At 64.3% G+C, this 23,979-nt stretch carries 19 protein-coding genes, 2 tRNA genes and 1 pseudogene; 18 read left to right on the top strand and 4 right to left on the bottom strand.

The window, feature by feature from the left end; translation table 11 throughout:
• The 11 genes and pseudogenes from ACYUME_RS23595 (at nt 1) to ACYUME_RS23545 (ending at nt 13,187) form a co-directional block, all read left to right on the top strand.
• Nucleotides 1-1,431 (top strand): N-acetylmuramoyl-L-alanine amidase, encoded by a 1,431-nt coding sequence (locus ACYUME_RS23595; RefSeq protein WP_279888389.1) that lies wholly within the window; start codon nt 1-3, stop codon nt 1,429-1,431.
• Entirely contained in the window at nt 1,428-3,329 is a 1,902-nt protein-coding gene (gene mutL, locus ACYUME_RS23590) for a DNA mismatch repair endonuclease MutL (RefSeq protein ID WP_460417168.1), read from the top strand. The genes ACYUME_RS23595 and mutL overlap by 4 nt, the downstream gene beginning before the upstream one ends.
• A 1-nt stretch (nt 3,330) precedes the next feature.
• Complete coding sequence (miaA, locus tag ACYUME_RS23585) at nt 3,331-4,302, top strand: tRNA (adenosine(37)-N6)-dimethylallyltransferase MiaA (protein WP_460417166.1); 972 nt, start codon at nt 3,331-3,333, stop codon at nt 4,300-4,302.
• 94 nt (nt 4,303-4,396) lie between these two features.
• Complete coding sequence (gene hfq, locus ACYUME_RS23580; protein WP_279888382.1) at nt 4,397-4,657, top strand: RNA chaperone Hfq; 261 nt, start codon at nt 4,397-4,399, stop codon at nt 4,655-4,657.
• Nucleotides 4,658-4,675: 18 nt separating this feature from the next.
• A complete protein-coding gene (gene hflX / locus ACYUME_RS23575) occupies nt 4,676-5,977 on the top strand; it encodes a ribosome rescue GTPase HflX (protein WP_050707076.1) in 1,302 nt (433 codons plus the stop codon).
• A gap of 96 nt (nt 5,978-6,073) precedes the next feature.
• A complete protein-coding gene (hflK, locus tag ACYUME_RS23570; protein WP_460417163.1) occupies nt 6,074-7,258 on the top strand; it encodes an FtsH protease activity modulator HflK in 1,185 nt (394 codons plus the stop codon).
• The gene (gene hflC / locus ACYUME_RS23565; RefSeq protein WP_279888377.1) at nt 7,258-8,127 is read left to right on the top strand and encodes a protease modulator HflC; all 870 of its coding nucleotides are present in this window, start codon (nt 7,258-7,260) and stop codon (nt 8,125-8,127) included. The genes hflK and hflC overlap by 1 nt, the downstream gene beginning before the upstream one ends.
• A gap of 293 nt (nt 8,128-8,420) precedes the next feature.
• On the top strand, nt 8,421-9,608 hold the full coding sequence (locus ACYUME_RS23560; protein ID WP_279888376.1) for an ATP phosphoribosyltransferase regulatory subunit: 1,188 nt from the start codon (nt 8,421-8,423) through the stop codon (nt 9,606-9,608).
• Between the two features lie 56 nt (nt 9,609-9,664).
• Entirely contained in the window at nt 9,665-10,957 is a 1,293-nt protein-coding gene (locus ACYUME_RS23555; protein ID WP_028688256.1) for an adenylosuccinate synthase, read from the top strand.
• Nucleotides 10,958-11,588: 631 nt separating this feature from the next.
• A pseudogene (locus tag ACYUME_RS23550) lies at nt 11,589-12,281 on the top strand (methyl-accepting chemotaxis protein); the annotation flags it as partial.
• A 21-nt stretch (nt 12,282-12,302) separates the two neighbouring features.
• Nucleotides 12,303-13,187: a methyl-accepting chemotaxis protein gene (locus tag ACYUME_RS23545; RefSeq protein ID WP_460419437.1), complete on the top strand. Its 885-nt coding sequence runs from the start codon at nt 12,303-12,305 to the stop codon at nt 13,185-13,187.
• Between the two features lie 93 nt (nt 13,188-13,280).
• Here ACYUME_RS23545 and ACYUME_RS23540 read toward each other — a convergent pair whose 3' ends face one another.
• The 4 genes from ACYUME_RS23540 to ACYUME_RS23525 form a co-directional block, all read right to left on the bottom strand.
• Nucleotides 13,281-14,846 carry an ABC transporter permease gene (locus ACYUME_RS23540; RefSeq protein ID WP_460417160.1) on the bottom strand — a complete coding sequence of 522 codons (1,566 nt, stop codon included), beginning with the start codon at nt 14,844-14,846 and terminating at the stop codon, nt 13,281-13,283.
• Entirely contained in the window at nt 14,846-15,859 is a 1,014-nt protein-coding gene (locus ACYUME_RS23535; RefSeq protein WP_330105645.1) for an extracellular solute-binding protein, read from the bottom strand. Before ACYUME_RS23535 ends, ACYUME_RS23540 begins: the two co-directional genes overlap by 1 nt.
• A 340-nt stretch (nt 15,860-16,199) precedes the next feature.
• Nucleotides 16,200-16,286: transfer RNA gene (locus tag ACYUME_RS23530), tRNA-Leu, on the bottom strand.
• A gap of 87 nt (nt 16,287-16,373) precedes the next feature.
• Nucleotides 16,374-16,460, bottom strand: a tRNA-Leu gene (locus ACYUME_RS23525).
• 271 nt (nt 16,461-16,731) lie between these two features.
• On the opposite strand from ACYUME_RS23525, the gene rnr reads away from it, so the two are divergent.
• The 7 genes from rnr (at nt 16,732) to dnaB (ending at nt 23,904) form a co-directional block, all read left to right on the top strand.
• The gene (gene rnr / locus ACYUME_RS23520; protein ID WP_279888528.1) at nt 16,732-19,305 is read left to right on the top strand and encodes a ribonuclease R; all 2,574 of its coding nucleotides are present in this window, start codon (nt 16,732-16,734) and stop codon (nt 19,303-19,305) included.
• Nucleotides 19,302-20,048 carry a 23S rRNA (guanosine(2251)-2'-O)-methyltransferase RlmB gene (gene rlmB, locus ACYUME_RS23515; RefSeq protein WP_460417158.1) on the top strand — a complete coding sequence of 249 codons (747 nt, stop codon included), beginning with the start codon at nt 19,302-19,304 and terminating at the stop codon, nt 20,046-20,048. The genes rnr and rlmB overlap by 4 nt, the downstream gene beginning before the upstream one ends.
• A gap of 292 nt (nt 20,049-20,340) precedes the next feature.
• Nucleotides 20,341-20,766 (top strand): 30S ribosomal protein S6, encoded by a 426-nt coding sequence (rpsF, locus tag ACYUME_RS23510; protein WP_011535936.1) that lies wholly within the window; start codon nt 20,341-20,343, stop codon nt 20,764-20,766.
• Nucleotides 20,767-20,794: 28 nt separating this feature from the next.
• Nucleotides 20,795-21,025, top strand: a complete 231-nt coding sequence (gene rpsR, locus ACYUME_RS23505; protein WP_003249563.1) for a 30S ribosomal protein S18 — start codon at nt 20,795-20,797, stop codon at nt 21,023-21,025.
• Nucleotides 21,026-21,059: 34 nt separating this feature from the next.
• Complete coding sequence (locus tag ACYUME_RS23500) at nt 21,060-21,926, top strand: hypothetical protein (RefSeq protein WP_279888526.1); 867 nt, start codon at nt 21,060-21,062, stop codon at nt 21,924-21,926.
• Between the two features lie 20 nt (nt 21,927-21,946).
• Complete coding sequence (rplI, locus tag ACYUME_RS23495) at nt 21,947-22,393, top strand: 50S ribosomal protein L9 (RefSeq protein WP_134690280.1); 447 nt, start codon at nt 21,947-21,949, stop codon at nt 22,391-22,393.
• Nucleotides 22,394-22,506: 113 nt separating this feature from the next.
• A complete protein-coding gene (dnaB, locus tag ACYUME_RS23490) occupies nt 22,507-23,904 on the top strand; it encodes a replicative DNA helicase (RefSeq protein WP_023629368.1) in 1,398 nt (465 codons plus the stop codon).
• The last annotated feature ends 75 nt before the right edge of the window (nt 23,905-23,979 follow it).

Here is a 23,979-nt window from a genome sequence, read left to right as displayed (position 1 = left end):
ATGCGCATACGCGCACTGGTCGCCGTCGTTGGGCTGCTGCTGACCGCGGTGACCGTTGACGCTCTGGCCGTCACTCAAGTCAAGAGCATGCGCCTGTGGCGCGCTCCGGACAACACGCGGCTGGTCTTCGACCTGTCCGGGCCTGTGCAGCACAGCGTCTTCACCCTGACCGCACCCGATCGCCTGGTGATCGACATCAACGGCGCGACCCTGGGCGCGCCGCTGAACGTTTCCACCTCGAACACACCGATCACCAGCGTGCGCTCGGCGCAGCGCACGCCTACCGACCTGCGTGTGGTGGTCGATCTGAAAAAGGCCGTCTCGCCCAAGAGTTTCACCTTGGCGCCGAACGCCCAGTACGGCAACCGCCTGGTGGTTGACCTGTACGACCAGGAAGCCGACGCCATCGCGGCCAGCAACCCGACGCCGCCCCCTGTCCCGCAGCCACCGGCCACCACCCCGGCGGTGCCGGTGACCCCGGCGCAACCGGCGATCAAGCTGCCGCCTGCGCCGTCCGGCAAGCGCGACATCGTCATCGCCATCGACGCCGGTCACGGCGGCGAAGACCCAGGTGCATCGGGCTCGCGTGGCCAGCACGAGAAAGACATCGTGCTGGATATCGCCAAGGAGCTGCAGCGTCAGATCAACTCCGAGAAGGGCTACCGCGCCGAGCTGACCCGCACCGGCGACTACTTCATCCCGTTGCGCAAGCGCACCGAGATCGCCCGCAAGAAAGGCGCCGACCTGTTCGTCTCGATCCATGCCGACGCCGCGCCGTCCAAGGCTGCCTTCGGCGCCTCGGTGTTCGCCCTGTCCGACCGTGGCGCCACCTCCGAAACCGCGCGCTGGCTGGCTGATACCGAGAACCGCTCCGACCTGATCGGCGGCGCCGGCAATGTCAGCCTCGACGACAAGGACCGCATGCTGGCCGGCGTGCTGCTTGACCTGTCGATGACCGCCACGCTCAGTTCCAGCCTCAATGTCGGGCAGAAGGTGCTGGGCAACATGGGCCGGGTCACGCCGCTGCACAAGCGACGGGTGGAGCAAGCTGGCTTCATGGTGCTGAAATCGCCGGACATCCCGTCGATCCTGGTCGAAACCGGATTCATCTCCAATGCCAACGAAGCCGCCAAGCTGGCCACGCGCAGCCACCAGCAAGCCCTGGCGCGCTCGATCCATACCGGTGTGCGCCAGTTCTTCCAGCAGAATCCGCCACCGGGCACCTACATCGCCTGGCTGCGCGACAGCGGCAAGATCGCCCAGGGGCCGCGTGAGCACTCGGTGCGCCCCGGTGAGACACTGGCCATGATCGCGGTGCGCTACCAGGTCAGCGTCGCCAGCCTGCGCAGCAGCAACAACCTGAAGACCGATGAGCTGAAGGTTGGCCAGCACCTGGACATCCCCACCACCGCCCTGGCGTCCCAGCAATGAGTGGCGGTTCGCGTATCGAGCTGCTCAGCCCGCGGCTGGCCAACCAGATCGCCGCGGGCGAGGTGGTCGAGCGTCCCGCGTCGGTGGCCAAGGAATTGCTGGAGAACAGCCTCGATTCCGGTGCCCGGCGCATCGAGGTCGAGGTTGAGCAGGGCGGTGTGAAGCTGTTGCGGGTGCGTGACAACGGCGGCGGCATCGCTGCGGACGACCTGCCCCTGGCCCTGGCGCGTCACGCCACCAGCAAGATCCGTGAGCTGGAAGACCTCGAAGGCGTGCTCAGCCTGGGGTTTCGCGGCGAGGCCTTGGCGTCGATCAGCTCGGTGGCGCGGCTGACCCTGACGTCGCGCACCGCCGAAGCCGGCGAGGCCTGGCAGGTGGAGACCGAGGGTCGCGACATGACCCCGCGGGTGCAGCCGGCGGCGCACCCGGTCGGTACTTCCGTCGAAGTGCGCGACCTGTTCTTCAACACCCCGGCCCGACGCAAGTTCCTCAAGGCCGAGAAGACCGAATTCGATCACCTGCAGGAAGTCATCCGGCGCCTGGCGCTGGCGCGCTTCGACGTGGCCTTCCATCTGCGCCACAACGGCAAGACCATCTTCAGCTTGCACGAGGCCGCCGACGAGATGGCTCGGGCTCGGCGTGTCGGCACCATCTGCGGCCCGGGTTTCCTGGAGCAGGCGCTGCCGATCGATGTCGAGCGCAACGGCCTGCGCCTGTGGGGCTGGGTCGGCCTGCCGACCTTCTCGCGCAGCCAGGCCGACCTGCAGTACTTCTTCGTCAACGGCCGCGCCGTGCGCGACAAGCTGGTCGCCCACGCGGTGCGCCAGGCCTATCGCGACGTGCTGTTCAACGGCCGGCACCCGACCTTCGTGCTGTTCCTGGAGTGCGACCCGACCGGCGTGGACGTCAACGTGCATCCGACCAAACACGAAGTGCGCTTCCGTGAAGGGCGGATGGTCCACGACTTCCTGTATGGCACCTTGCACCGTGCCCTGGCCGATGTGCGCCCGGAGGATCAGCTCGCCGCGCCCGCCGCGACCAGCGAACTGGTGCGCCCGAGCGGGATCCAGGCGGGGGAGTTCGGCCCGCAGGGCGAGATGCGCCTGGCTTCGCCGGTGCTGGAGCAACCCCAGGGCGAGGCGCGCCAGTCGTTCTCCGCGGGCGGTTCCGGCGCGGGCTATCAGTATCAGTACACGCCTCGGCCGTCGCAGCCGCTGAATGTCGGCGAGACGCAAGCGGTCTACCGCGAGTTCTATGCGCCGCTGGACAATGCCCCCGCCGCGCCTGCCGCCCTGCCGGAAAGCCAGGGGGACATCCCGCCGCTCGGTTACGCGCTGGCCCAGCTCAAAGGCATCTATATCCTGGCCGAGAACGCTGTCGGCCTGGTGTTGGTGGACATGCACGCGGCCCATGAGCGGATCATGTACGAACGGCTCAAGGTGGCCATGGCCAGCGAAGGTCTCAGCGGCCAGCCGCTGCTGGTGCCCGAGTCGCTGGCGCTGAGCCAGCGCGAGGCCGATTGCGCCGAGGAGCACGCCCAGTGGTTCCAGCGCCTGGGCTTCGAACTGCAGCGCCTGGGTCCGGAGACCCTGGCGATTCGCCAGATCCCGGCGCTGCTCAAGCAGGCCGAGGCCAATCGCCTGGTACAGGATGTGCTCGCCGATCTCATGGAGTACGGCACCAGCGATCGTATCCAGGCACACCTGAACGAACTGCTCGGGACCATGGCCTGCCACGGTGCGGTGCGCGCCAATCGGCGCCTGGCCATCCCCGAGATGAATGCGCTGCTGCGCGACATGGAGAACACCGAGCGTAGCGGCCAGTGCAACCATGGCCGGCCGACCTGGACCCAGATGGGGCTGGACGACCTGGACAAGCTGTTCCTGCGGGGGCGATGACATGCCTGGCAAGCCTCCGGCGATATTCCTCATGGGCCCGACCGCGGCCGGCAAGACCGATCTGGCCATCGAGCTGACCAAGGTGCTGCCGTGCGAACTGATCAGCGTCGATTCGGCGCTGGTCTATCGCGGCATGGACATCGGCACCGCGAAGCCCTCCAAAGAGGTGCTGGCCGCCCACCCGCACCGTTTGATCGACATCCTCGACCCTGCCGAAAGCTACTCGGCCAAGCGGTTCTGCACCGATGCCCTCGAGGCCATGGCCGAGATCACCGCGCGCGGCAAGGTCCCGCTGCTGGTCGGCGGCACCATGCTCTATTACAAGGCGCTGATCGATGGCCTGGCCGACATGCCGGCGGCCGACCCGGCGGTGCGCGCCGAACTCGAGGCCCAGGCCGCCACGCTGGGCCTGGCCGAGCTGCACCGGCAGCTGGCTGAGGTGGACCCGGAATCAGCGGCGCGCATCCATCCGAATGACCCGCAACGGCTGATCCGTGCGCTCGAAGTGTATCGGGTCAGCGGTCAGACCATGACCGCCCACCGTCAGCGTCAATTCGCGGAAAGTAGCGCTGCAGACGCAGGCGCGGGCGGGCATTTGCCCTATACTGTCGCGAGTTTGGCGATTGCTCCTACAGATCGTCACATTTTGCATCAGCGAATTGCGTTACGATTTTCGCAGATGCTGGAACAGGGCTTCGTCGACGAGGTCCGATCGCTGCGGGCCAGAAGTGACTTGCACGCGGAACTGCCGTCTATACGGGCAGTGGGCTATCGACAGGTCTGGGATTATCTCGACGGTCAGCTGACTGAGAATGAGATGCGTGAACGCGGTATCATTGCCACGCGTCAGCTGGCCAAGCGGCAGTTCACCTGGTTGCGCGGCTGGGAAGGCGTGCACTGGCTGGATAGCCTGGCCTGCGACAATCTGTCCCGCACCTTGAAATACCTGGGGGCCGTCTCCATATTGAGCTGAGTCCCTGCCAAATGCCGTCTATTCTTGCGGACGGGCGGCATAATTTATCGATTTTCTTGATTTTCTACTATTGATCCTTACAGGAGTGCGGCATATGTCAAAAGGGCATTCGCTACAAGACCCTTACTTGAACACCTTGAGAAAAGAAAAAGTCCCGGTTTCGATCTATCTGGTCAACGGGATCAAGCTGCAGGGCCAGATCGAATCCTTCGACCAGTTCGTTGTGCTGCTGAAGAACACCGTCAGCCAGATGGTCTACAAGCACGCCATTTCGACTGTCGTACCTGCCCGTCCGGTTCGCCTGCCAAGCCCGTCCGATGCCGATCACGGCGACAGCGAGCCAGGCAACGCTTGAAAAAAGTAGGAGCCTGCATTGTTCTTTGAGCGCCACGGTGGTGGTGAGCGAGCGCTGCTCGTTCACTTGGAAGGTCAGAACCCTGAGGCGCGCGAAGACCCGCAGGAGTTTCAGGAGCTGGCGCTGTCGGCCGGCGCCGATATCGTCTCGCTGGTAACAGTGGCGCGGCATCAGCCCACCGCCAAGTTTCTGATCGGCAGTGGCAAGGTCGAGGAATTGCGCGACCTGGTCCAATCGGCCGAAGCCGACCTGGTGATTTTCAATCACACCCTCACGCCCAGCCAGGAACGCAACCTCGAGCGCGTCTTCGAGTGTCGCGTGCTGGACCGTACCGGGCTGATTCTCGATATCTTCGCCCAGCGGGCGCGTACTCACGAAGGCAAGCTGCAGGTCGAACTGGCCCAGCTCGAGCACATGAGCACGCGGCTGGTGCGCGGCTGGACCCACCTTGAGCGGCAAAAAGGCGGTATCGGCCTGCGCGGCCCGGGCGAGACCCAGCTGGAAACCGACCGCCGTCTGCTGCGGGTGCGCCTGCGCCAGATCAAGGCGCGCCTGGAGAAGGTACGCAGCCAGCGCGAGCAGGCCCGCCGCGGGCGCAAGCGCGCGGACATCCCGTCGGTGTCGCTGGTCGGCTACACCAACGCCGGCAAGTCGACCCTGTTCAACGCCTTGACGCAATCGGAGGTGTACGCCGCGGACCAGCTGTTCGCCACCCTCGATCCCACGCTGCGCCGGCTCGAGCTGGCCGACCTGGGGCCGATCGTGCTGGCCGACACCGTGGGCTTCATCCGCCACCTGCCGCACAAGCTGGTCGAGGCATTTCGGGCTACGCTCGAAGAGTCGAGCAACTCCGACCTGCTGCTGCACGTGATCGACGCCCATGAGCCCGAGCGCATGGAGCAGATCGAGCAGGTGCTGGCGGTATTGGGCGAGATCGGGGCCGAGAGCTTGCCGATCCTCGAGGTCTATAACAAACTCGACCTGCTTGAAGATGTCGAGCCGCAGATCCAGCGTGATGCCGATGGCAAGCCGCAGCGGGTCTGGGTATCGGCACGTGATGGACGCGGCCTGGAGCTGGTTGGCCAGGCGATTGCCGAGTTGCTGGGGGACGACCTGTATGTCGGAACCCTGTGCCTGGAGCAACGGTTTGCCCGCCTGCGCGCGCAATTCTTTGCCCTGGGTGCCGTGCAGAGTGAAGAGCATGATGAAGAAGGGCGCAGCCTGCTGAGTGTGCGACTGCCCAGGGTCGAGCTGAATCGCCTGGTCAGCCGTGAAGGCATGGAGCCGCAAGTGTTTGTCGAGCAACACACTTTGCAATAAATGCTCGACGAGGTCGTCGGGCAGCGGTGACAGGCATTCTGTAGCATTGGACGGCGCGCCGTGGGCGCGTCTTTGCTTTATCAGATGGAGAGCGCTATGGCTTGGAACGAGCCGGGTGGCAACTCGAACAATCAGGATCCCTGGGGCGGTCGTCGTAACGGCGGCGGCGGTGGTGGCGACAAGAAAGGTCCACCGGATCTGGACGAGGCCTTCCGCAAGCTGCAGGACAGCCTGAACGGCATGTTCGGCAGTGGCAAGAAACGCGGTGGCAGTGGCGACCGCAATATCGGCAAGGGTGGCGGCTATGGGCTGCTGGGCATCGGCCTGGCGGTGCTGGCGGCGATCTGGCTGTACAACGCCGTGTACGTGGTGGACGAGCAGGAGCAGGCCGTGGTGCTGCGCTTCGGCAAGTACTACGAGACCGTCGGTCCCGGCCTGAACATCTACTTCCCGCCGATCGACCGCAAGTACATGGAAAACGTGACCCGCGAGCGGGCCTACACCAAGCAGGGCCAGATGCTCACCGAAGACGAGAACATCGTCGAGGTGCCGCTGACCGTGCAGTACCGCATCAGCAACCTGCAGGACTTCGTGCTCAACGTCGACCAGCCGGAAGTCAGCCTGCAGCATGCCACCGACAGCGCCCTGCGCCACGTGGTGGGCTCCACCTCGATGGACCAGGTGCTGACCGAAGGTCGTGAGCAGATGGCCGTGGATATCCGCGAGCGCCTGCAGCGTTTCCTCGACACCTACCGCACCGGTATCACCGTCACCCAGGTCAACGTGCAGAGCGCGGCAGCCCCGCGTGAAGTGCAAGAGGCCTTCGACGACGTGATCCGTGCCCGTGAAGACGAGCAGCGTGCGCGCAACCAGGCCGAATCCTACGCCAACGGTGTGGTGCCCGAGGCCCGTGGTCAGGCGCAACGCATCATCGAGGACGCCAACGGCTACCGCGATGAAGTCATCGCCCGCGCCAAGGGTGAGGCCGACCGCTTCGGCAAGCTGGTCGTCGAGTACCGCAAGGCGCCGGAAGTCACTCGCCAGCGTCTGTACATCGACACCATGCAGGAGGTGTACAGCAACTCCAGCAAGGTCCTGGTGGCGACCAAGGATGGGCAGAACAACCTGCTCTACCTGCCACTGGACAAGATGGTCGAAGGCAGCCGCAACAACAGCGCAGCTCCGGTCAGCGTATCGCCGTCGGTCAATGACGCCGCAGCGCGCGCCGCGCAGGACCTGCAACAGCAACAACCGCCGCTGCGTTCCAGGGAGAGCCGCTGATGAGCAATAAATCGCTGTTCGCCCTGATCGGCGCCGTGGTACTGGCGATCGTCGCCTGGAACTGCTTCTACATCGTTGCGCAAACCGAACGCGCGGTACTGCTGCAGTTCGGCCGTGTGGTCAAGGCGGATGTCCAGCCTGGCCTGCACGTGAAGGTGCCGTACGTGAACCAGGTGCGCAAGTTCGACGCCCGCCTGATGACCCTCGACGCCCCGACCCAGCGTTTCCTGACGCTGGAGAAGAAAGCGGTGATGGTCGATGCCTACGCCAAGTGGCGGGTCAAGGACGCCGAGCGCTTCTACACCGCGACCTCGGGCATGAAGCAGATCGCCGACGAGCGCTTGTCGCGTCGTCTGGAAAGTGGCCTGCGTGACCAGTTCGGTAAACGTACCCTGCACGAAGTGGTGTCCGGTGAGCGTGACGCGCTGATGGCCGACATCACCGCCTCGCTGAACCGCATGGCCAGCAAGGAGCTGGGTATCGAAGTGGTCGACGTTCGCGTCAAGGCCATCGACCTGCCCAAGGAAGTCAACCGCAGTGTGTTCGACCGCATGAGCACCGAGCGTGAGCGTGAAGCTCGCGAGCACCGCGCCAAGGGTAACGAGCTGGCCGAAGGTATTCGTGCCGACGCCGACCGTCAGCGCCGCGTGCTGCTGGCCGAGGCGTATCGTGAAGCGGAGGAGACCCGCGGTGACGGCGACGCCCAGGCGGCTGCCATCTACGCCAAGGCCTACACCCAGGACGCCGATTTCTATGCGTTCTACCGTAGCTTGCAGGCGTACCGCGAAAGCTTCTCCAGCAAGAGCGATGTACTGGTCCTGGACCCGAAGAACGAGTTCTTCCGCTTCCTGGACAAGAGCAAGCCCTGATGTCGCTCTCATGAAGGATGCACCCCGTCTGGCAGCTAAAATGCCAGGCGGGGTGCATCCTGAATGAAAAGGGGTGTATGATGCGGCAGCCGGGAAATTCCCGGCTTTTTTGCGTCTGCAAGGTTGGTTGGCCGAACGCCAGTTGACGGTTTGGTCAGGACGCAAGGCAATTCGAGGGTGTTGGCTACGGTGGTTGCGCTGGGATCGGTGCTGCCCGCTATTGTGCGCCAATGCCTGCTTTACTCACGGCTCGCCTGCGGGCAGGCCGCCCGGACCAGAGGGGAAATGGCGTAATGGCAACGGTAGACCGCTGGCTGCTGCCAGATGGCATCGAGGAAGTACTGCCACCTGAGGCGGCGCGCATCGAGATCGCGCGGCGTCAGGTGTTGGACCTGTTCCAGAGTTGGGGTTACGAACTGGTCGTCACGCCGCATATCGAGTACCTGGAGTCGCTGCTCACCGGCGCCGGCCAGGACCTGGACCAGCGCACCTTCAAGGTGGTCGACCCGCAGTCCGGCCGCCTGATGGGCTTCCGTGCCGACTTCACCCCGCAGGTGGCGCGCATCGACGCCCACACCCTGCGCCGTGAGGGCCCGAGCCGCCTGTGCTACGCCGGCAGCGTGCTGCACGCGCAACCGCGTGCCCTGTCCACCTCGCGCAGCCCGATCCAGCTGGGCGCCGAGTTGTACGGCGACGCCAGCCCCACCAGCGATGTCGAGATCATCAGCCTGATGCTCGCCACGCTGCAGCTGACCGATGTGCCGGATGTGCACATGGACCTTGGCCATGTCGGTATCTACCGCGGCCTGGCCCGTGCCGCCAACCTGTCCGGCGACGTGGAGCAGCAGCTGTTCGACGCCCTGCAGCGCAAGGCGGTCGACGAAGTGCAGGCGCTCACCGCCGACCTGCCTAAGGACCTGGGCAACATGCTGCGCGCCCTGGTCGAGCTGTGCGGTGGCCGCGAAGTGCTGGCTGAAGCCCGCGTGCGCCTGGGTCGTGCCCCGGCCAGCGTGCTGGCGGCGCTGGACGACCTGCTGGCGATCGCCGATCGCCTGGCGGCGCGTTACCCGGACTTGCCGTTGTACTTCGACCTCGGCGAGTTGCGCGGCTACAACTATCACACCGGCGTGGTGTTCGCGGTGTTCGTGCCGGGCGAAGGTCAGTCGATCGCCCAGGGCGGCCGCTACGACGACATCGGCGCCGATTTCGGCCGGGCACGCCCGGCCACCGGATTCTCCACGGATTTGAAGACCCTGGTCACACTGGGGCGAGCGGAGGTCGTATTGCCTGCTGGCGGCATCTGGATGCCCGACAGCAGCGATGCGGCCCTCTGGCAGCAAGTCTGCCAGTTGCGCAACGAAGGCCAGCGTGTGGTCCAGGCCCTGCCTGGCCAGCCGTTGAGTGCTGCCTTCGAAGCGGATTGTGATCGGCAATTGATTCAGCAAGACGGGCGCTGGCAGGTTCTGCCGCTGACCCATTGAGATTCTTCGCCGGCAATGGGCCGGCAACCAAGTTTGCGTGAATGAGGACAAGTGTTATGGGTAAGAATGTCGTCGTCCTGGGCACCCAGTGGGGTGATGAGGGCAAAGGCAAGATCGTCGATCTGCTGACCGAACATGCTGCCGCCGTAGTGCGCTACCAAGGTGGCCACAACGCGGGCCACACCCTGGTGATCAACGGTGAGAAGACCGTTCTGCACCTGATTCCCTCGGGCATCCTGCGTGAAGGCGTGCAGTGCCTGATCGGCAACGGCGTGGTCGTTGCTCCCGACGCGCTGATGCGTGAAATCACCAAGCTGGAAGAGAAGGGCGTGCCAGTGCGCGAGCGCCTGCGCATCAGCCCGGCCGCCCCGCTGATCCTGTCGTACCACGTGGCCCTCGACCAGGCCCGTGAGAAGGCCCGTGGCGAAGCCAAGATCGGCACCACTGGTCGTGGCATCGGCCCGGCCTACGAAGACAAGGTGGCCCGTCGCGGCCTGCGCGTCGGCGACCTGTTCCACCGCGAGCGTTTCGCCGCCAAGCTCGGTGAGCTGCTGGACTACCACAACTTCCAGCTGGTGAACTACTACAAAGAGCCGGCCATCGACTTCCAGCAGACCCTGGACGAGTGCATGGCCTACGCCGAGCAGCTCAAGCCGATGATGCTCGACGTCACCGCCGAACTGCACAACCTGCGCCGCGCCGGCAAGGACATCATGTTCGAAGGCGCCCAGGGCTCGCTGCTGGACATCGACCACGGTACCTATCCGTACGTCACCAGCTCCAACACCACCGCTGGCGGCATCTCCACCGGCTCCGGCGTTGGCCCGATGTACCTGGACTACATCCTCGGCATCACCAAGGCGTACACCACTCGCGTCGGTTCCGGTCCGTTCCCGACCGAGCTGTTCGACGAGACCGGTGCCACCCTGGCCAAGCGTGGCCACGAGTTCGGCTCGACCACCGGTCGTGCCCGTCGTTGCGGCTGGTTCGACGCCGTCATCCTGCGTCGCGCCATCGACGTCAACAGCATCTCGGGCATCTGCCTGACCAAGCTGGACGTGCTGGACGGCCTGGAAACCATCAACATCTGCGTTGGCTACAAGAACGAGAACGGTGCCGTCATCGACGCGCCGTCCGATGCCGACAGCTACATCGGCCTGGAGCCGGTGTACGAAGAGATGCCGGGCTGGAGCGAGTCGACCCTGGGCGTGAAAACCCTGGAAGAGCTGCCGCAAGCCGCGCGCAACTACATCAAGCGCATCGAGGAGCTGGTCGGCGCGCCGATCGACATCATCTCGACTGGCCCGGACCGCAACGAGACCATCGTGCTGCGTCATCCGTTCGCCTGATCCGCAGCTTCGCTAGCTGATCGAACGCCGCGCTCCTGCAAGGGAGCGCGGCGTTTCTGTTTCTGTGTGGCATCCCTGTGGGAGCGGGTTCACCCGCGAATGCGATGCTGGACTCACCGCCTTGTTCGCGGGTAAACCCGCTCCCACAGACGTGGTGCATTCTTGCAACTCTGCCGCAGGTACGGATGCCGCTCGACCTGGCATTTTTACCTGCTGCCTCCGGCACAACCCTTGCTGTAAGAAGTTTCTGTAGATGCCATCAAAGTAATGGCGCCAGAAACACGAGGGTTACAACGTGTCTGCCATCCTTTCACTGTTACGAAGCCGCCTCTTGCGGCCTGTGTTTGTTGCGCTTGGTATCGCTCTTCTGGTGCAGGTGCTGGTTGCCGTTGCACTGACTCGGAGCACGGTTACCGCCCTGGAAGCCGATCTGGGGGCGCGTCTGGGTCACGACAGCCAGCAGCTGGCCGCCGAACTGGAGCAGGCCGGGCAGGATGTTCGCGCCGGGCTCGACAGCCTGTCGGCCAGTACCCGCCAGCGCCTCAGCGCTGGGCTTTCCGAGCGGTTGCAGGACGAGCAGCAGCAACTGCGCGCCACCTTGGAGAAGAACCTCAAGGACTCGGCCAACGACATGGCCGAGCTGCTGGCATCCGTTGCGCCTCGGGCGATCTGGGACAACGACGTGCCGACGCTGTCGGATTTCGCTCGGCGTGCCCAGCGCAACCCCAACGTGCTGTTCGTGATCTACGACGATGCCCAGGGTCAGCACCTGACTCGCTATCTCAACCGGCAGAACCCGATCAACCAGGCGTTGATCGAGAAGGGGCAGGGCGAGCGAGCGCTGGACAAGGTGCTGGACGCGGCGCGCAAGGATCCGTCGGTGTACTTTGTCGAAGCCTCGATCAGCCCCAACGGGGCCGAGATCGGCAAGGTGCTGATGGGAGTCTCCACGGCCGGTGTCGATCACGAGCTCAAGGCCTTGGACCAGCGCTTCGCGGCACTGATCGCCAGCGGTGAACAGCTGGTCGGCGACAGCCTGGTGGCCGCCGCTGCCGACAGCGGCAAGGCGTTGCGGGCGCGTCTTGAAACCGCGCAGAACAGCGCCACGGCCATGCAGGCCAACACGGCGCAGACCGTGCGCGACGCTGCTGCCGAGCTGCGCTGGCGCATCGGCCTTGGCCTGGTGCTGGTGGGCCTGGGCGTGTTGCTGGTGGTCGCGGTAGTGCTCGGGCGTCGTGTGGTGAACAAGCTCCGACTGCTGATCGGCGCGCTGAACGATCTCGCCGCCGGGGATGGCGACCTGACCAAGCGCGTCACCCTGGACAGTCGCGACGAGATCGGCGACATGGCCTCGGCGGTCAATCGCTTTGTCGACAAGCTGCAGCCGATCGTGCGTGAAGCTGGCGAAGTGGCGCAGCGCACTGGCGTCGAGATCGATGCGATGGCCCGGCGCAATGCCGGTGCCGATGCCGCCGCCGCCCTGCAGCGTGACGAAGTGGCCGCCAGCCTGCGCGACCTGTCGGGCATGGCCGACGAGGCTCAGGCCGAGAGTCATGCCATGCAGGCGGCATTGCAGCAGGTGGTGGACATCCGTCAGGCCACCGACGAGAACAGTCGTGCCTCGACGCAGCTGGCGCGGTTGATCGAGAACCTGGCGGGCGAGGTGCAGGCCGGCTCCCAGGTGATCGAGCGGCTGGCCATGCAGAGCGAACAGATCGAAGTGGTGCTGACGGTGATCCATGGTATTGCCGAGCAGACCAACCTGTTGGCGCTCAATGCCGCCATCGAGGCGGCGCGGGCAGGGGAGACTGGCCGTGGTTTCGCCGTGGTGGCCGACGAAGTGCGGGCACTGGCGAGCAAGACGCAGAGCTCGACCGGGGATATCCAGTCGCATATCGCGGCGTTGCAGCAGGGGGCCAAGGAGGCCGTGGCGACCATCAGCCAGGCCGGGCGCCAGGCCAGCGAAGGCTTGCTGGTGCTGCGTGACAACGAACGGCGTCAGCAGTCGGTGCAGGCGGCGGTGGAGCAGGTGCATGCGGCGATCGGCCTGGCTACCCGCGCAGCAGAACAGCAGGCCAATGGCGCGCAGGCGGTACGTGGGCGGGTGGAGAACATCCATGCCCAGGCCGAGCGCTCGGCCGAGGTGGTGATGCAGACCACCGCCAGCAGCAAGGTGCTGGATGACCTGGCGGCGCAGTTGCGCGCCAGCCTGGGCCAGTTCAGGGCCTGAAACGCATCGCGGGGCAAGTCGGGTCGCCGCACCGCCGCTCCCATGCGGCCTGCAAACGGCGGCGTGGGAGCGGGCTTGCCCCGCGATAGGGCCTCAAGCCTTGTTCAGATACATCCGCGTGGTCAGCAGATACACCGGCAACCCCGATACCAGAATCAACAGCGCCGCATAAGGCGCCGCCGCCGCAAACTCGACGTTGGCGGTATGCGCCCACACCTCGGTTGCCAGCGTGGTCATCCCGGTCGGGCTGAGCAGCAAGGTTGCGGTCAGCTCCTTCATGGCATCCAGGAATACCAGCGCAAACGCCGCTGCCATGGCTGGGAAGATGATGGGCAAGGTCACCCGGCAGAACGCCGCGAAGCTGCTCGCGCCCAGGGTCCGCGCGGCCTCTTCCAGGGTCGGCGAGGCCTTGTTCAGTGCCGTGCGCACCGGCGATTGCGCCAGGGGCAGGAACAGCAGGGCGTAGGCCAGGATCAGCAGTGCCGTGGTCTGGTACAGCGCCGGCACGTAGTGCAAGGCGAAGAACACCAGGGTCAGGGCGATGACCAGGCCCGGCAGGGCATGCAGCAGATACGGCAGGCGCTCGGCCCAGATCGCCAGGCGCCCCTTGTAGCGCACCACCAGGAAGCTGATCGGCAGCGCCAGCAATACGCAGAAGCCCGCGCCGCCCAGGGACACCGACAGCGAGGTGGCCAGGGCCTTGCCGATCGCCGCGACCGGGAATGCCGCCGACGAGCCGACGCTCAGCCAGTAGCCGAGCATGGCCAGCGGAATGCCACTGCCCAAAACCGCCAAGGCCAGGCAGAGCAGTTGCCCCAGCGGCATCCAGGCGCGTAGGCGCACTGGTTGCGCGCGGCGCGCCACGCCCTGGCCGATACGTACATGGCGAGCCTTGCCGCGTACCCGCAGTTCCAGCCACAGCATCATCAGGCACAGCGCCAGCAGTACCGCCGAGAGCATGGCGGCGTTGGCGTTGCTGAATTCCAGCTCGAACTGCTGGTAGATCGCCGTGGTGAACGTCTGCAGGCCGAGGATCGACAGGGCGCCGAACTCCACCAGCATGTGCAGGGCGATCAGCAGCGCGCCGCCGAGCATCGACGGCCACAGCAGCGGCAGGGTGATCTTGCCGAACACGCCCCAGCGGCTGCAGCCCAGGGTGCGGGCCGACTCTTCCAGCGACGTGTCGAGGTTACGCAGGGTGGCGGCCACCGGCAGGAACACCAGTGGGTACTTGGACAGCGCCATGACCAGGATCGCCCCGCCCAGCCCTTCGAAGTCGGAACTCAGCGACACCCAGGTGAAGCTGCTGACGAACGACGGCACGGCGAAGGGCAGGCACAGCACCACGCCCCACAGGCGCCGTCCGGGCAGGTCGCTACGCTCCAGCAGCCAGGCCAGTGCCACGCCGACCACCAGGCACAGCACGGTGACGCCGACCATCAGCAGCAGGGTGTTGCGCAGCAAGCCCCAGACGAACGGGCGCCAGAGCAGGCGCAAGGCCTCGTGCCAACCGGCTTCCCAGGCCTTGAGCCCGACGTACAGCAGTGGCAGCAGGCTCATCGCCACCAGGAACAGCACCGGCAGTACCACCCAGATGGACGGGCGCTTGGCTTTCGGGATGAAGCGCGACAAGGCGGGCGAGGGCAGGGCGGCAGTCATCAGAGCAGGCCAACCTCACGCTCGAGCTCGATGGCTTCCTCGGCATTGCCCAGGTCGGCTGGCGAGATCTTCGGCGGGCGCAGTTCGTCGAACGGCTTCAGGCCACGGTCGGAGACCATGCCCTTGTGCAGTGGATACTCGGCGGTGGTCTGGGTGATCACGCGCTGGCCTTCTTCGCTGGCCATCCAGTTGAGCAGGGCCTGGGCTTCCTTGGGATGCTTGCTGGCCTTGACCACCGCGGCACCGGAAATGGTGACCAGGTTGCCGGCATCGCCATCGGCCAGGTAGTAAAGCTTGGAGTCGAGCTTGCCGCGTTCACGCTCGAGCGCATACCAGTAGTAGTTGTTCACCAGTACCGCGGCCACTTCGCCTTTTTCCACGGCCTTGAGGGCGACCATGTTGTTGGTGTAGGTCTTGCCGAAGGCTTTCAGGCCGGTCAGCCATTCTTCGGTGGCTTCACGCCCGTGCATCTTCAGGATGGCCACGGCCTGTTCCTGGAAGGCGCCGCTGGTGGGGACATAGCCGACGCGCCCTTCCCATTCGGGGTTGGCGAAGTCCATTACCGTGGTCGGCAGGTCCTTCTCGTCGATCTTCTTCGGGTTGAACACCACGATGCGGGTGCGGGCGGTGATGCCCATCCAGGTGCCGTTGGCGCCTACGTACTCCTTGGGCATCATGTTCGCGGTGGCGTCGTCGATCTTCGCCAGCAGGCCCAGTTCGCCGAGGTTGTTCAGCGGCGGGGATTCTTCGGTGTAGATGATGTCGGCCGGCGAGCGCGCGCCTTCTTCGATGATCTGGCTGGCCAGTTGGTTGCTGCTGCCCTTGCGGATATTGATATGGATGCCGGTCTTGGCCTCGTAGGCCTTGGCGATGGCATCGCCGATTTCCTTGTGCTGGCCGTTGTACATGGTCAGCGTGACCGGTTCGTCTGCCAGGGCGGCCGGAGCGCCGATCACCAGGCTCAGAACTGCGGCGGCCAGGGTGCGCATCAGCGGTTGCGGGCGGATCGTCATGCGGGTATTTCCTCGCTTACGGCTACATATTTGGAAACAATGGTAAACGAAATCGTTTCTCAAGTGGCCGCATGACGGGAAATTCATGAGGTCGCGCAGGGCACTATTCGCCTGCGGGAGCGGCCTTGCCGAGGCGTCGGACCGGTCGGAAAGGGCTGCGCAGCAGCCCCGGCAATTTCGATGGTGGCTCGCAATCTGGGGCCGCTGCGTTCACGCCAAGATCGCCGGGGTCGCTGTGCGACCCTTTCGCGACACAAGGCCGCTCCTACAGGGGGGCGTCGGGTGGCTGCAAAAATCACAGGCAAGAAAAAACCCACTAGCAAGCTAGTGGGTTTTTGTATGGTGCCCAGGAGAAGACTCGAACTTCCACGACCGTTAAGTCACTGATACCTGAAACCAGCGCGTCTACCAATTCCGCCACCTGGGCAAAGCTTTGCATCATCTGTCGAAAACGACCATCGTTCGCTTTCACACAGTGGTAATAGATCCTTGGTCATCTATTACCGGAAAATCTTGGTGCCCAGGAGAAGACTCGAACTTCCACGACCGTTAAGTCACTGATACCTGAAACCAGCGCGTCTACCAATTCCGCCACCTGGGCACACATTCGAGATTAAAAGATGCTTTACAGCGCCGTTCATCTCTACTACAACTTCGGGGTTGTCCGTCGTTGTGGTGCGCACTATACGGACGCTCCCGCAGGCTGTAAAGCCCCCGATCGAAAAAAAATTCAAAAAATTCAACTTGTTGATTCTGCAGGGCGATTGCCGTTCACCGGACACGCCGTCAGGGCTGTCCAAGGCTGACATTTCCGGTTTCAATACGCCTATGCCAGAATTCCACTCTATATACCCCAAGGTGAATCCTTTCTGATGGCCGATTGGCAATCCCTCGATCCCGAGGCCGCTCGCGAAGCGGAAAAATACGACAACCCCATCCCCAGCCGTGAGCTGATCCTGCAGCGCCTCGCCGACCGTGGCGAGCCGGCTGCCCGTGAACAGTTGGCCGAGGAGTTCGGTCTTTACGAAGAAGACCAGATCGAAGCCCTGCGTCGCCGTCTGCGTGCTATGGAGCGCGATGGTCAGCTTATCTATACCCGGCGCGGCACCTATGCCCCGGTGGACAAGCTCGACCTGATCTGCGGCCGCGTATCCGGTCACCGTGATGGTTTCGGCTTCCTGATCCCCGACGACGGCAGCGAGGACCTGTTCCTCAGCCCGGCGCAGATGCGCCTGGTGTTCGACGGCGACCGCGGCCTGGCCCGGGTGTCCGGCGTCGACCGCCGTGGCCGCCGCGAAGGCGTGCTGGTCGAAGTCATTTCCCGCGCCCATGAAAGCGTGGTCGGCCGCTACTTCGAAGAAGGCGGCATCGGCTACGTGACCCCGGACAACCCGAAGATCCAGCAGGAAGTGCTGGTCACCGCCGGGCGCAACGGCGGCGCCAAGATTGGCCAGTTCGTCTCGATCAAGATCACCCACTGGCCGACCCCGCGCTTCCAGCCCCAGGGTGATGTGGTCGAGGTGATCGGCAACTACATGGCGCCGGGCATGGAGATCGACATTGCCCTGCGCAGCTATGACATCCCGCATGTCTGGCCGCAGGACGTGATCAAGGAAGCGCGCAAGTTCCGCTCCGAAGTCGAGGAGAAGGACAAGGAGAAGCGCGTCGACCTGCGCCATCTGCCGTTCGTCACCATCGACGGTGAGGATGCCCGCGACTTCGACGACGCCGTCTATTGCGAACCGCTGGGCAAGCTGCGCCTGTTCTCTGGCGGCTGGCGCCTGTACGTGGCGATCGCCGACGTCTCCAGCTATGTGCGCCTGGGTTCGGCCCTGGACGTCGAGGCCCAGCAGCGCGGTAACTCGGTGTACTTCCCCGAGCGCGTGGTGCCGATGCTCCCCGAGGAGCTGTCCAACGGCCTGTGCTCGCTGAACCCGCACGTCGATCGCCTGGCCATGGTCTGCGAAATGACCATGAACAAGGCCGGCCAGATGGTCGACTACCAGTTCTACGAAGGGGTGATCCACTCCCATGCGCGCCTGACCTACAACAAGGTCAGCAGCATGCTCGAGCATGCCCGCACCCGCGAGGGCAAGGCGCTGCGCGAGGAGTACAAGGAAGTCCTGCCGGACCTGAAGAACCTGTACAACCTGTACAAGGTGCTGGTCGATGCCCGTCACACCCGCGGCGCGATCGACTTCGAAACCCAGGAAACCCGGATTATCTTCGGCGAAGACCGCAAGATCGACGAAATTCGTCCGACCGTGCGCAACGATGCCCACAAGCTGATCGAGGAATGCATGCTGGCGGCCAACGTCGCCACCGCCGAGTTCCTGCAGAAGCACAACGTGCCTGCGCTGTACCGCGTGCACGACGGTCCGCCGCCGGAGCGCCTGGAAAAACTGCGCGCCTTCCTCGGCGAACTGGGCCTGACCCTGCACAAGGGCAAGGACCCATCGCCCAAGGACTACCAGCAACTGCTGGCGAGCATCGCCGGGCGCCCGGATTTCCACCTGATCCAGACCGTCATGCTGCGCTCGCTGAGCCAGGCGGTGTACAGCGTCGAGAACAACGGCCACTTCGGCCTGAACTACGAGGCCTACACTCACTTCACCTCGCCGATCCGCCGCTACCCGGACCTGTTGGTGCACCGTGCCATTCGCAGTGTGATCCGCTCGAAAGTCGATACCCCGCACGTCAAACGTGCCGGTGCCATGAGCATTCCCAAGGCGCGCATCTACCCGTACGACGAGAACACCCTCGATCAGATGGGCGAGCAGTGCTCGATGACCGAGCGTCGTGCCGACGAGGCCACCCGCGACGTGGTCAACTGGCTCAAGTGCGAGTACATGCGTGATCGTGTCGGCGAGACCTTCCCGGGCGTGATCACCGCGGTGACCGGCTTCGGTCTGTTCATCGAGCTGACCGACATCTATGTCGAGGGGCTGGTGCACGTCAGCGCGCTGCCGGGTGACTACTACCACTTCGACCCGGTGCACCACCGCCTGTCGGGCGAGCGCAGCGGTCGCAGCTTCCGCCTGGGCGACACGGTCGAGGTCAAGGTCATGCGCGTCGATCTCGAACAGCGCAAGATCGATTTCGAGATGTCCGAGGCCACCGTCAACGCCCCGGTAGGCCGCAAGTCTGCCGCCGCCGCGGGTAAAGGCACGACGGAGCCGGCGCCGGCGCCCGAGGCGAAGATCTCGCCCAAGCCGCGCAGCCGCAAGAGCGAGACCGCCGAGGCGTACTTCCCGAAAGACGCCGTGCAGCGCAACGCCGAGGTGCGCAAGAGCCGCGAGATGAAAAAGGCGCTGATGAGCGACGCCAAGCACAGCGCTCACGCTGGCGGCAAGGCGGAGAAGGGCGCCAAGGCGTCGGGCAAGACCAAGCATCGCAAGGGGCCGTCGAAGTCCGGCGCGCCACGTAAGGGCAAGAGCAAGTCATGAGCCAGCTGGAAAAGATCTACGGCGTGCATGCCGTCCAGGCGCTGCTGCAACACCACCCCAAGCGGGTCAAGCAGATCTGGCTGTCGGAAGGGCGCAGCGAGCCGCGTATTCAGGCCCTGCTGGAGCTGGCCGCGCAGAATCGCGTGCAGGTCGGCCAGGCCGAGCGTCGCGAGCTCGATTGCTGGGTCGAGGGCGTGCACCAGGGCGTGGTCGCCGAGGTGAGCCCGAGCCAGGTGTGGGGTGAATTGATGCTCGAGGAGTTGCTCGAGCGCACCGAAACGCCGCCACTGATCCTGGTGCTGGACGGTGTCACCGACCCGCACAACCTGGGCGCCTGCCTGCGCACCGCCGATGCCGCCGGCGCCACGGCGGTGGTGGTACCCAAGGACAAGTCGGCGACCCTCACACCGGTCGTGCGCAAGGTGGCTTGCGGCGCCGCGGAAGTGATTCCCCTGGTGGCCGTGACCAACCTGGCCCGGACCCTGGAGAAGCTCCAGCAGCGCGGGTTGTGGGTGGTCGGCACGGCTGGCGAGGCCGAGCAGGAGGTCTACCAGCAGGACCTGACCGGGCCGCTGGTGATGATCATGGGCGCCGAAGGCAAGGGCATGCGCCGGCTGACTCGCGAGCACTGCGATTTCCTGGTCAAGCTGCCGATGGCCGGCAGCGTCAGCAGCCTGAACGTCTCGGTGGCGACCGGAGTGTGCCTGTTCGAGGCCGTGAGGCAGCGTCAGGCCAAGCGCTGATGGCTTGATATCGGGTGGCGTGGGAGCGGGCTTGCCCCGCGATGGTGGTGGATTCGACATCGCATCGCGGGGCAAGCCCGCTCCCACGTTCCATGATTGCCCGCGAAATATGTTTCCGGCTGTTCAAATATTCGCCAACCGCCTTGCTTGTCCCCCCGGCCTTCTCTACAATTGCGCCCCTTGCCAGCTGGCCGGTGCGCATGCGCCTACACGCCGGGGCAAGACTTACAGTGTCATTCACTCCTTGTCTGACCAGATTCGCTGGCAGACTACTAACCCGTAAGGAGCATTCATGCGTCATTACGAAATCATCTTCCTGGTTCACCCGGACCAGAGCGAGCAAGTCGGCGGCATGGTTGAGCGTTACACCAAGCTGATCGAAGAAGATGGTGGCAAGATCCACCGCCTGGAAGACTGGGGCCGTCGTCAGCTGGCCTATGCAATCAACAATGTTCACAAGGCTCACTACGTGATGCTGAACGTTGAGTGCACCGGCAAGGCCCTGGCCGAGCTGGAAGACAACTTCCGCTACAACGATGCCGTGATCCGTAACCTGGTCATCCGTCGTGACGAAGCCGTTACCGGCCCGTCCGAGATGCTCAAGGCCGAAGAGAACCGCAGCGAGCGCCGTGAGCGTCGTGAACGTCCTGAGCATGCTGATGGCGCCGAAGGCGACGACAGCAATGACAGCGACAACAGCGATAACGCTGACGAGTAATCCACGGACCTTTTGAGGAGCCAATCACATGGCACGTTTCTTCCGTCGTCGTAAATTCTGCCGCTTCACTGCTGAAGACGTGAAAGAGATCGACTTCAAAGATCTCAACACCCTGAAAGCTTACGTATCCGAAACCGGCAAGATCGTTCCAAGCCGCATCACCGGTACCAAAGCTCGTTATCAGCGTCAGCTGGCTACCGCTATCAAGCGCGCCCGCTTCCTGGCCCTGCTGCCCTACACCGACAGCCACGGCCGCTGAGACCGGGTCGTCGACTAAGTAGCAAGGGATACGCATGCGAGCGTTGGCAAGTTTCATCATGCGCGGTCGTGTGCAGGCCACCCTGGTGGTGGTCATCAGCGCGGTGTTGCCGCTGCTGTTCTGGTTGAGTGCCGCCGCCGGGAGCCTGGTGTTCCTGCGGCGCGGGTTCAAGGATGCGTCATCGGTCATCGCCTGGGGCTTGCTGCCTGGCGTGGCCATGTGGGCATTCGGCGAGCCGAGCACCTTGCTGGTGTTCCTGGGGACGCTGGGGCTGGCCGCGCTGTTGCGCGCCGAGCACAGCTGGACCCGGGTGCTGCTGTCGAGCATCGTGCTGGGCCTGCTGTACAGCCTGATCCTTGATGCGGTGCTGCGCGAAACCTTCGAGGTGCTGGCCAAGGCGCTTGAAAAAGCCCTGCCGCAGTTCGAAGGCAAGCCGGTACTGCCCGGTGAGCTGATCGGCCCGCTGCTGATCGCTTCCAGTGCGGTGATGCTGCAGTTGTTCAGCCTGCTGGCGTTGATGCTGGCGCGCTATTGGCAGGCTGCGTTGTACAACCCCGGTGGTTTCGGTCGCGAATTCCGCGAGCTGAGGCTGCCGAAGGTACCGATGCTGGTACTGGTGTCGCTGATGGTGCTGGGTCCGTTCCTCGGGCCACAGTCCGTCGTGCTGGCATCGGCGTCCAGCCTGGTACTGCTGCTGTGCGGCATCGCCCTGGTTCATGGGCTGGTGGCACAGGGGCGACTGGCCGGGTTCTGGCTGGTGGGGATGTACGTGACGCTGCCGTTGCTGATGCAGTTGATGTATCCGTTGCTCGTGGTCCTGGCCATAGTCGACAGCCTGATTGATTTTCGCGGTCGCAAGTCCCCTTCACAGGGTGACGATTCCGCGAACGGTGAAGGTTAAAAGTTAAGAGGTTTTACCAAATGGAACTGATCCTGCTGGAAAAAGTCGCTAACCTGGGCAACCTGGGCGACAAAGTAAATGTTAAGGCTGGTTACGGCCGTAACTACCTGCTGCCGTTCGGCAAGGCCACCGTTGCCAACGCCGCCAACCTGGCCGCGTTCGAAGAGCGCCGCGCCGAGCTGGAAAAAGCTGCTGCAGACAAGAAAGCTTCGGCTGAAAGCCGCGCTGCCCAACTGGCCGAGCTGGAAGTGACCATCACTGCCACCGCTGGCGACGAAGGCAAGCTGTTCGGTTCGATCGGCACCCACGACATCGCTGACGCCCTGACCGCCTCCGGCGTCGAAGTGGCCAAGGCTGAAGTTCGTCTGCCGAACGGCACCATCCGTCAGGTTGGCGAATACGACGTAGCCGTGCACCTGCACAGCGACGTTGAAGCCACCGTACGTGTGGTCGTCGTAGCTGCCTAAGCTGCGCTGACCGGCTGGCTCCCTGTGGGTCAGACGGTTAACATCGGGCACGGTCCTGTGTTGAACAGGCCGTGCCCTTTGTCTTTTTCATCCCCCAGAATTCTTTCGTGGCCATGAACGAGATCACCACTCCCGAACAGCTCGACCTGCAAACCGCCGCCCTGAAGGTGCCGCCGCATTCCATCGAGGCCGAACAGGCCGTGCTCGGTGGCCTGATGCTGGACAACAACGCCTGGGAGCGAGTGCTGGACCAGGTGTCGGACGGCGATTTCTACCGGCATGACCACCGCCTGATCTTCCGCGCCATCCACAAGCTGGTGGATGCGAACCAGCCGTTCGATGTGGTGACCCTGCATGAGCAGCTGGACAAGGAAGGCGTATCCACCCAGGTCGGCGGCCTGGCGTATCTGGCCGAGCTGGCCAAGAACACCCCGTCGGTGGCCAACATCAAGGCCTACGCCGCGATCATCCGCGAGCGCGCGACGCTGCGTCAGCTGATCAGCATCAGCACCGACATCGCCGACAACGCCTTCAACCCGCAGGGGCGCAACGCCGAGGAGATCCTCGACGACGCCGAACGGCAGATCTTCCAGATCGCCGAGGCGCGTCCGAAGACCGGTGGCCCGGTGGGCGTCAACGAGCTGTTGACCATGGCCATCGACCGCATCGACACGCTGTTCAACTCCGACAGCGACATCACCGGTGTCTCCACCGGCTTCACCGACCTGGACGAGAAGACCAGCGGCCTGCAGGCCGCCGACCTGATCATCGTTGCCGGCCGTCCGTCGATGGGCAAGACCACCTTCGCCATGAACCTGGTGGAAAACGCCGTGTTGCGCAGCGACAAGGTGGTGCTGGTGTTCTCCCTCGAGATGCCTGGTGAATCGCTGATCATGCGTATGCTCTCGTCGCTCGGGCGGATCGACCAGACCAAGGTGCGTTCCGGTCAGCTGGACGACGACGACTGGCCGCGGCTGACCTCGGCGGTCAACCTGCTCAACGACCGCAAGCTGTTCATCGACGATACCGCGGGTATCAGCCCCTCGGAGATGCGTGCGCGTACTCGCCGGTTGGCGCGCGAGCATGGCGAGATCGCCATGATCATGGTCGACTACCTGCAGCTGATGCAGATTCCCGGTTCGGCCGGTGACAACCGGACCAACGAGATTTCCGAGATCTCCCGCTCGCTCAAGGCGCTGGCCAAGGAATTCAACTGCCCGGTGATTGCCCTGTCGCAGCTCAACCGCTCCCTGGAGCAGCGCCCCAACAAGCGCCCGGTCAACTCCGACCTTCGTGAATCGGGTGCGATCGAGCAGGACGCCGACGTGATCATGTTCGTCTACCGCGACGAGGTGTATCACCCCGAGACCGAGCACAAGGGCGTGGCCGAGATCATCATCGGCAAGCAGCGTAACGGCCCCATCGGCTTCGTGCGCCTGGCGTTCATCGGCAAGTACACGCGCTTCGAGAACCTCGCGCCGGGCATGTACAACTTCGACGACGACGAATAAATCTCCTGGGATCTGACTGGCCCCTGTGGGAGCGGATCGTGGGAGCGGGCTTGCCCCGCGATGGCGATGGTGAAT

Source organism: Pseudomonas sp. microsymbiont 2, from assembly GCF_054788395.1.
Note: the sequence above shows the minus strand (reverse complement) of the source record. Positions and strands in the feature narration are given on the sequence as shown.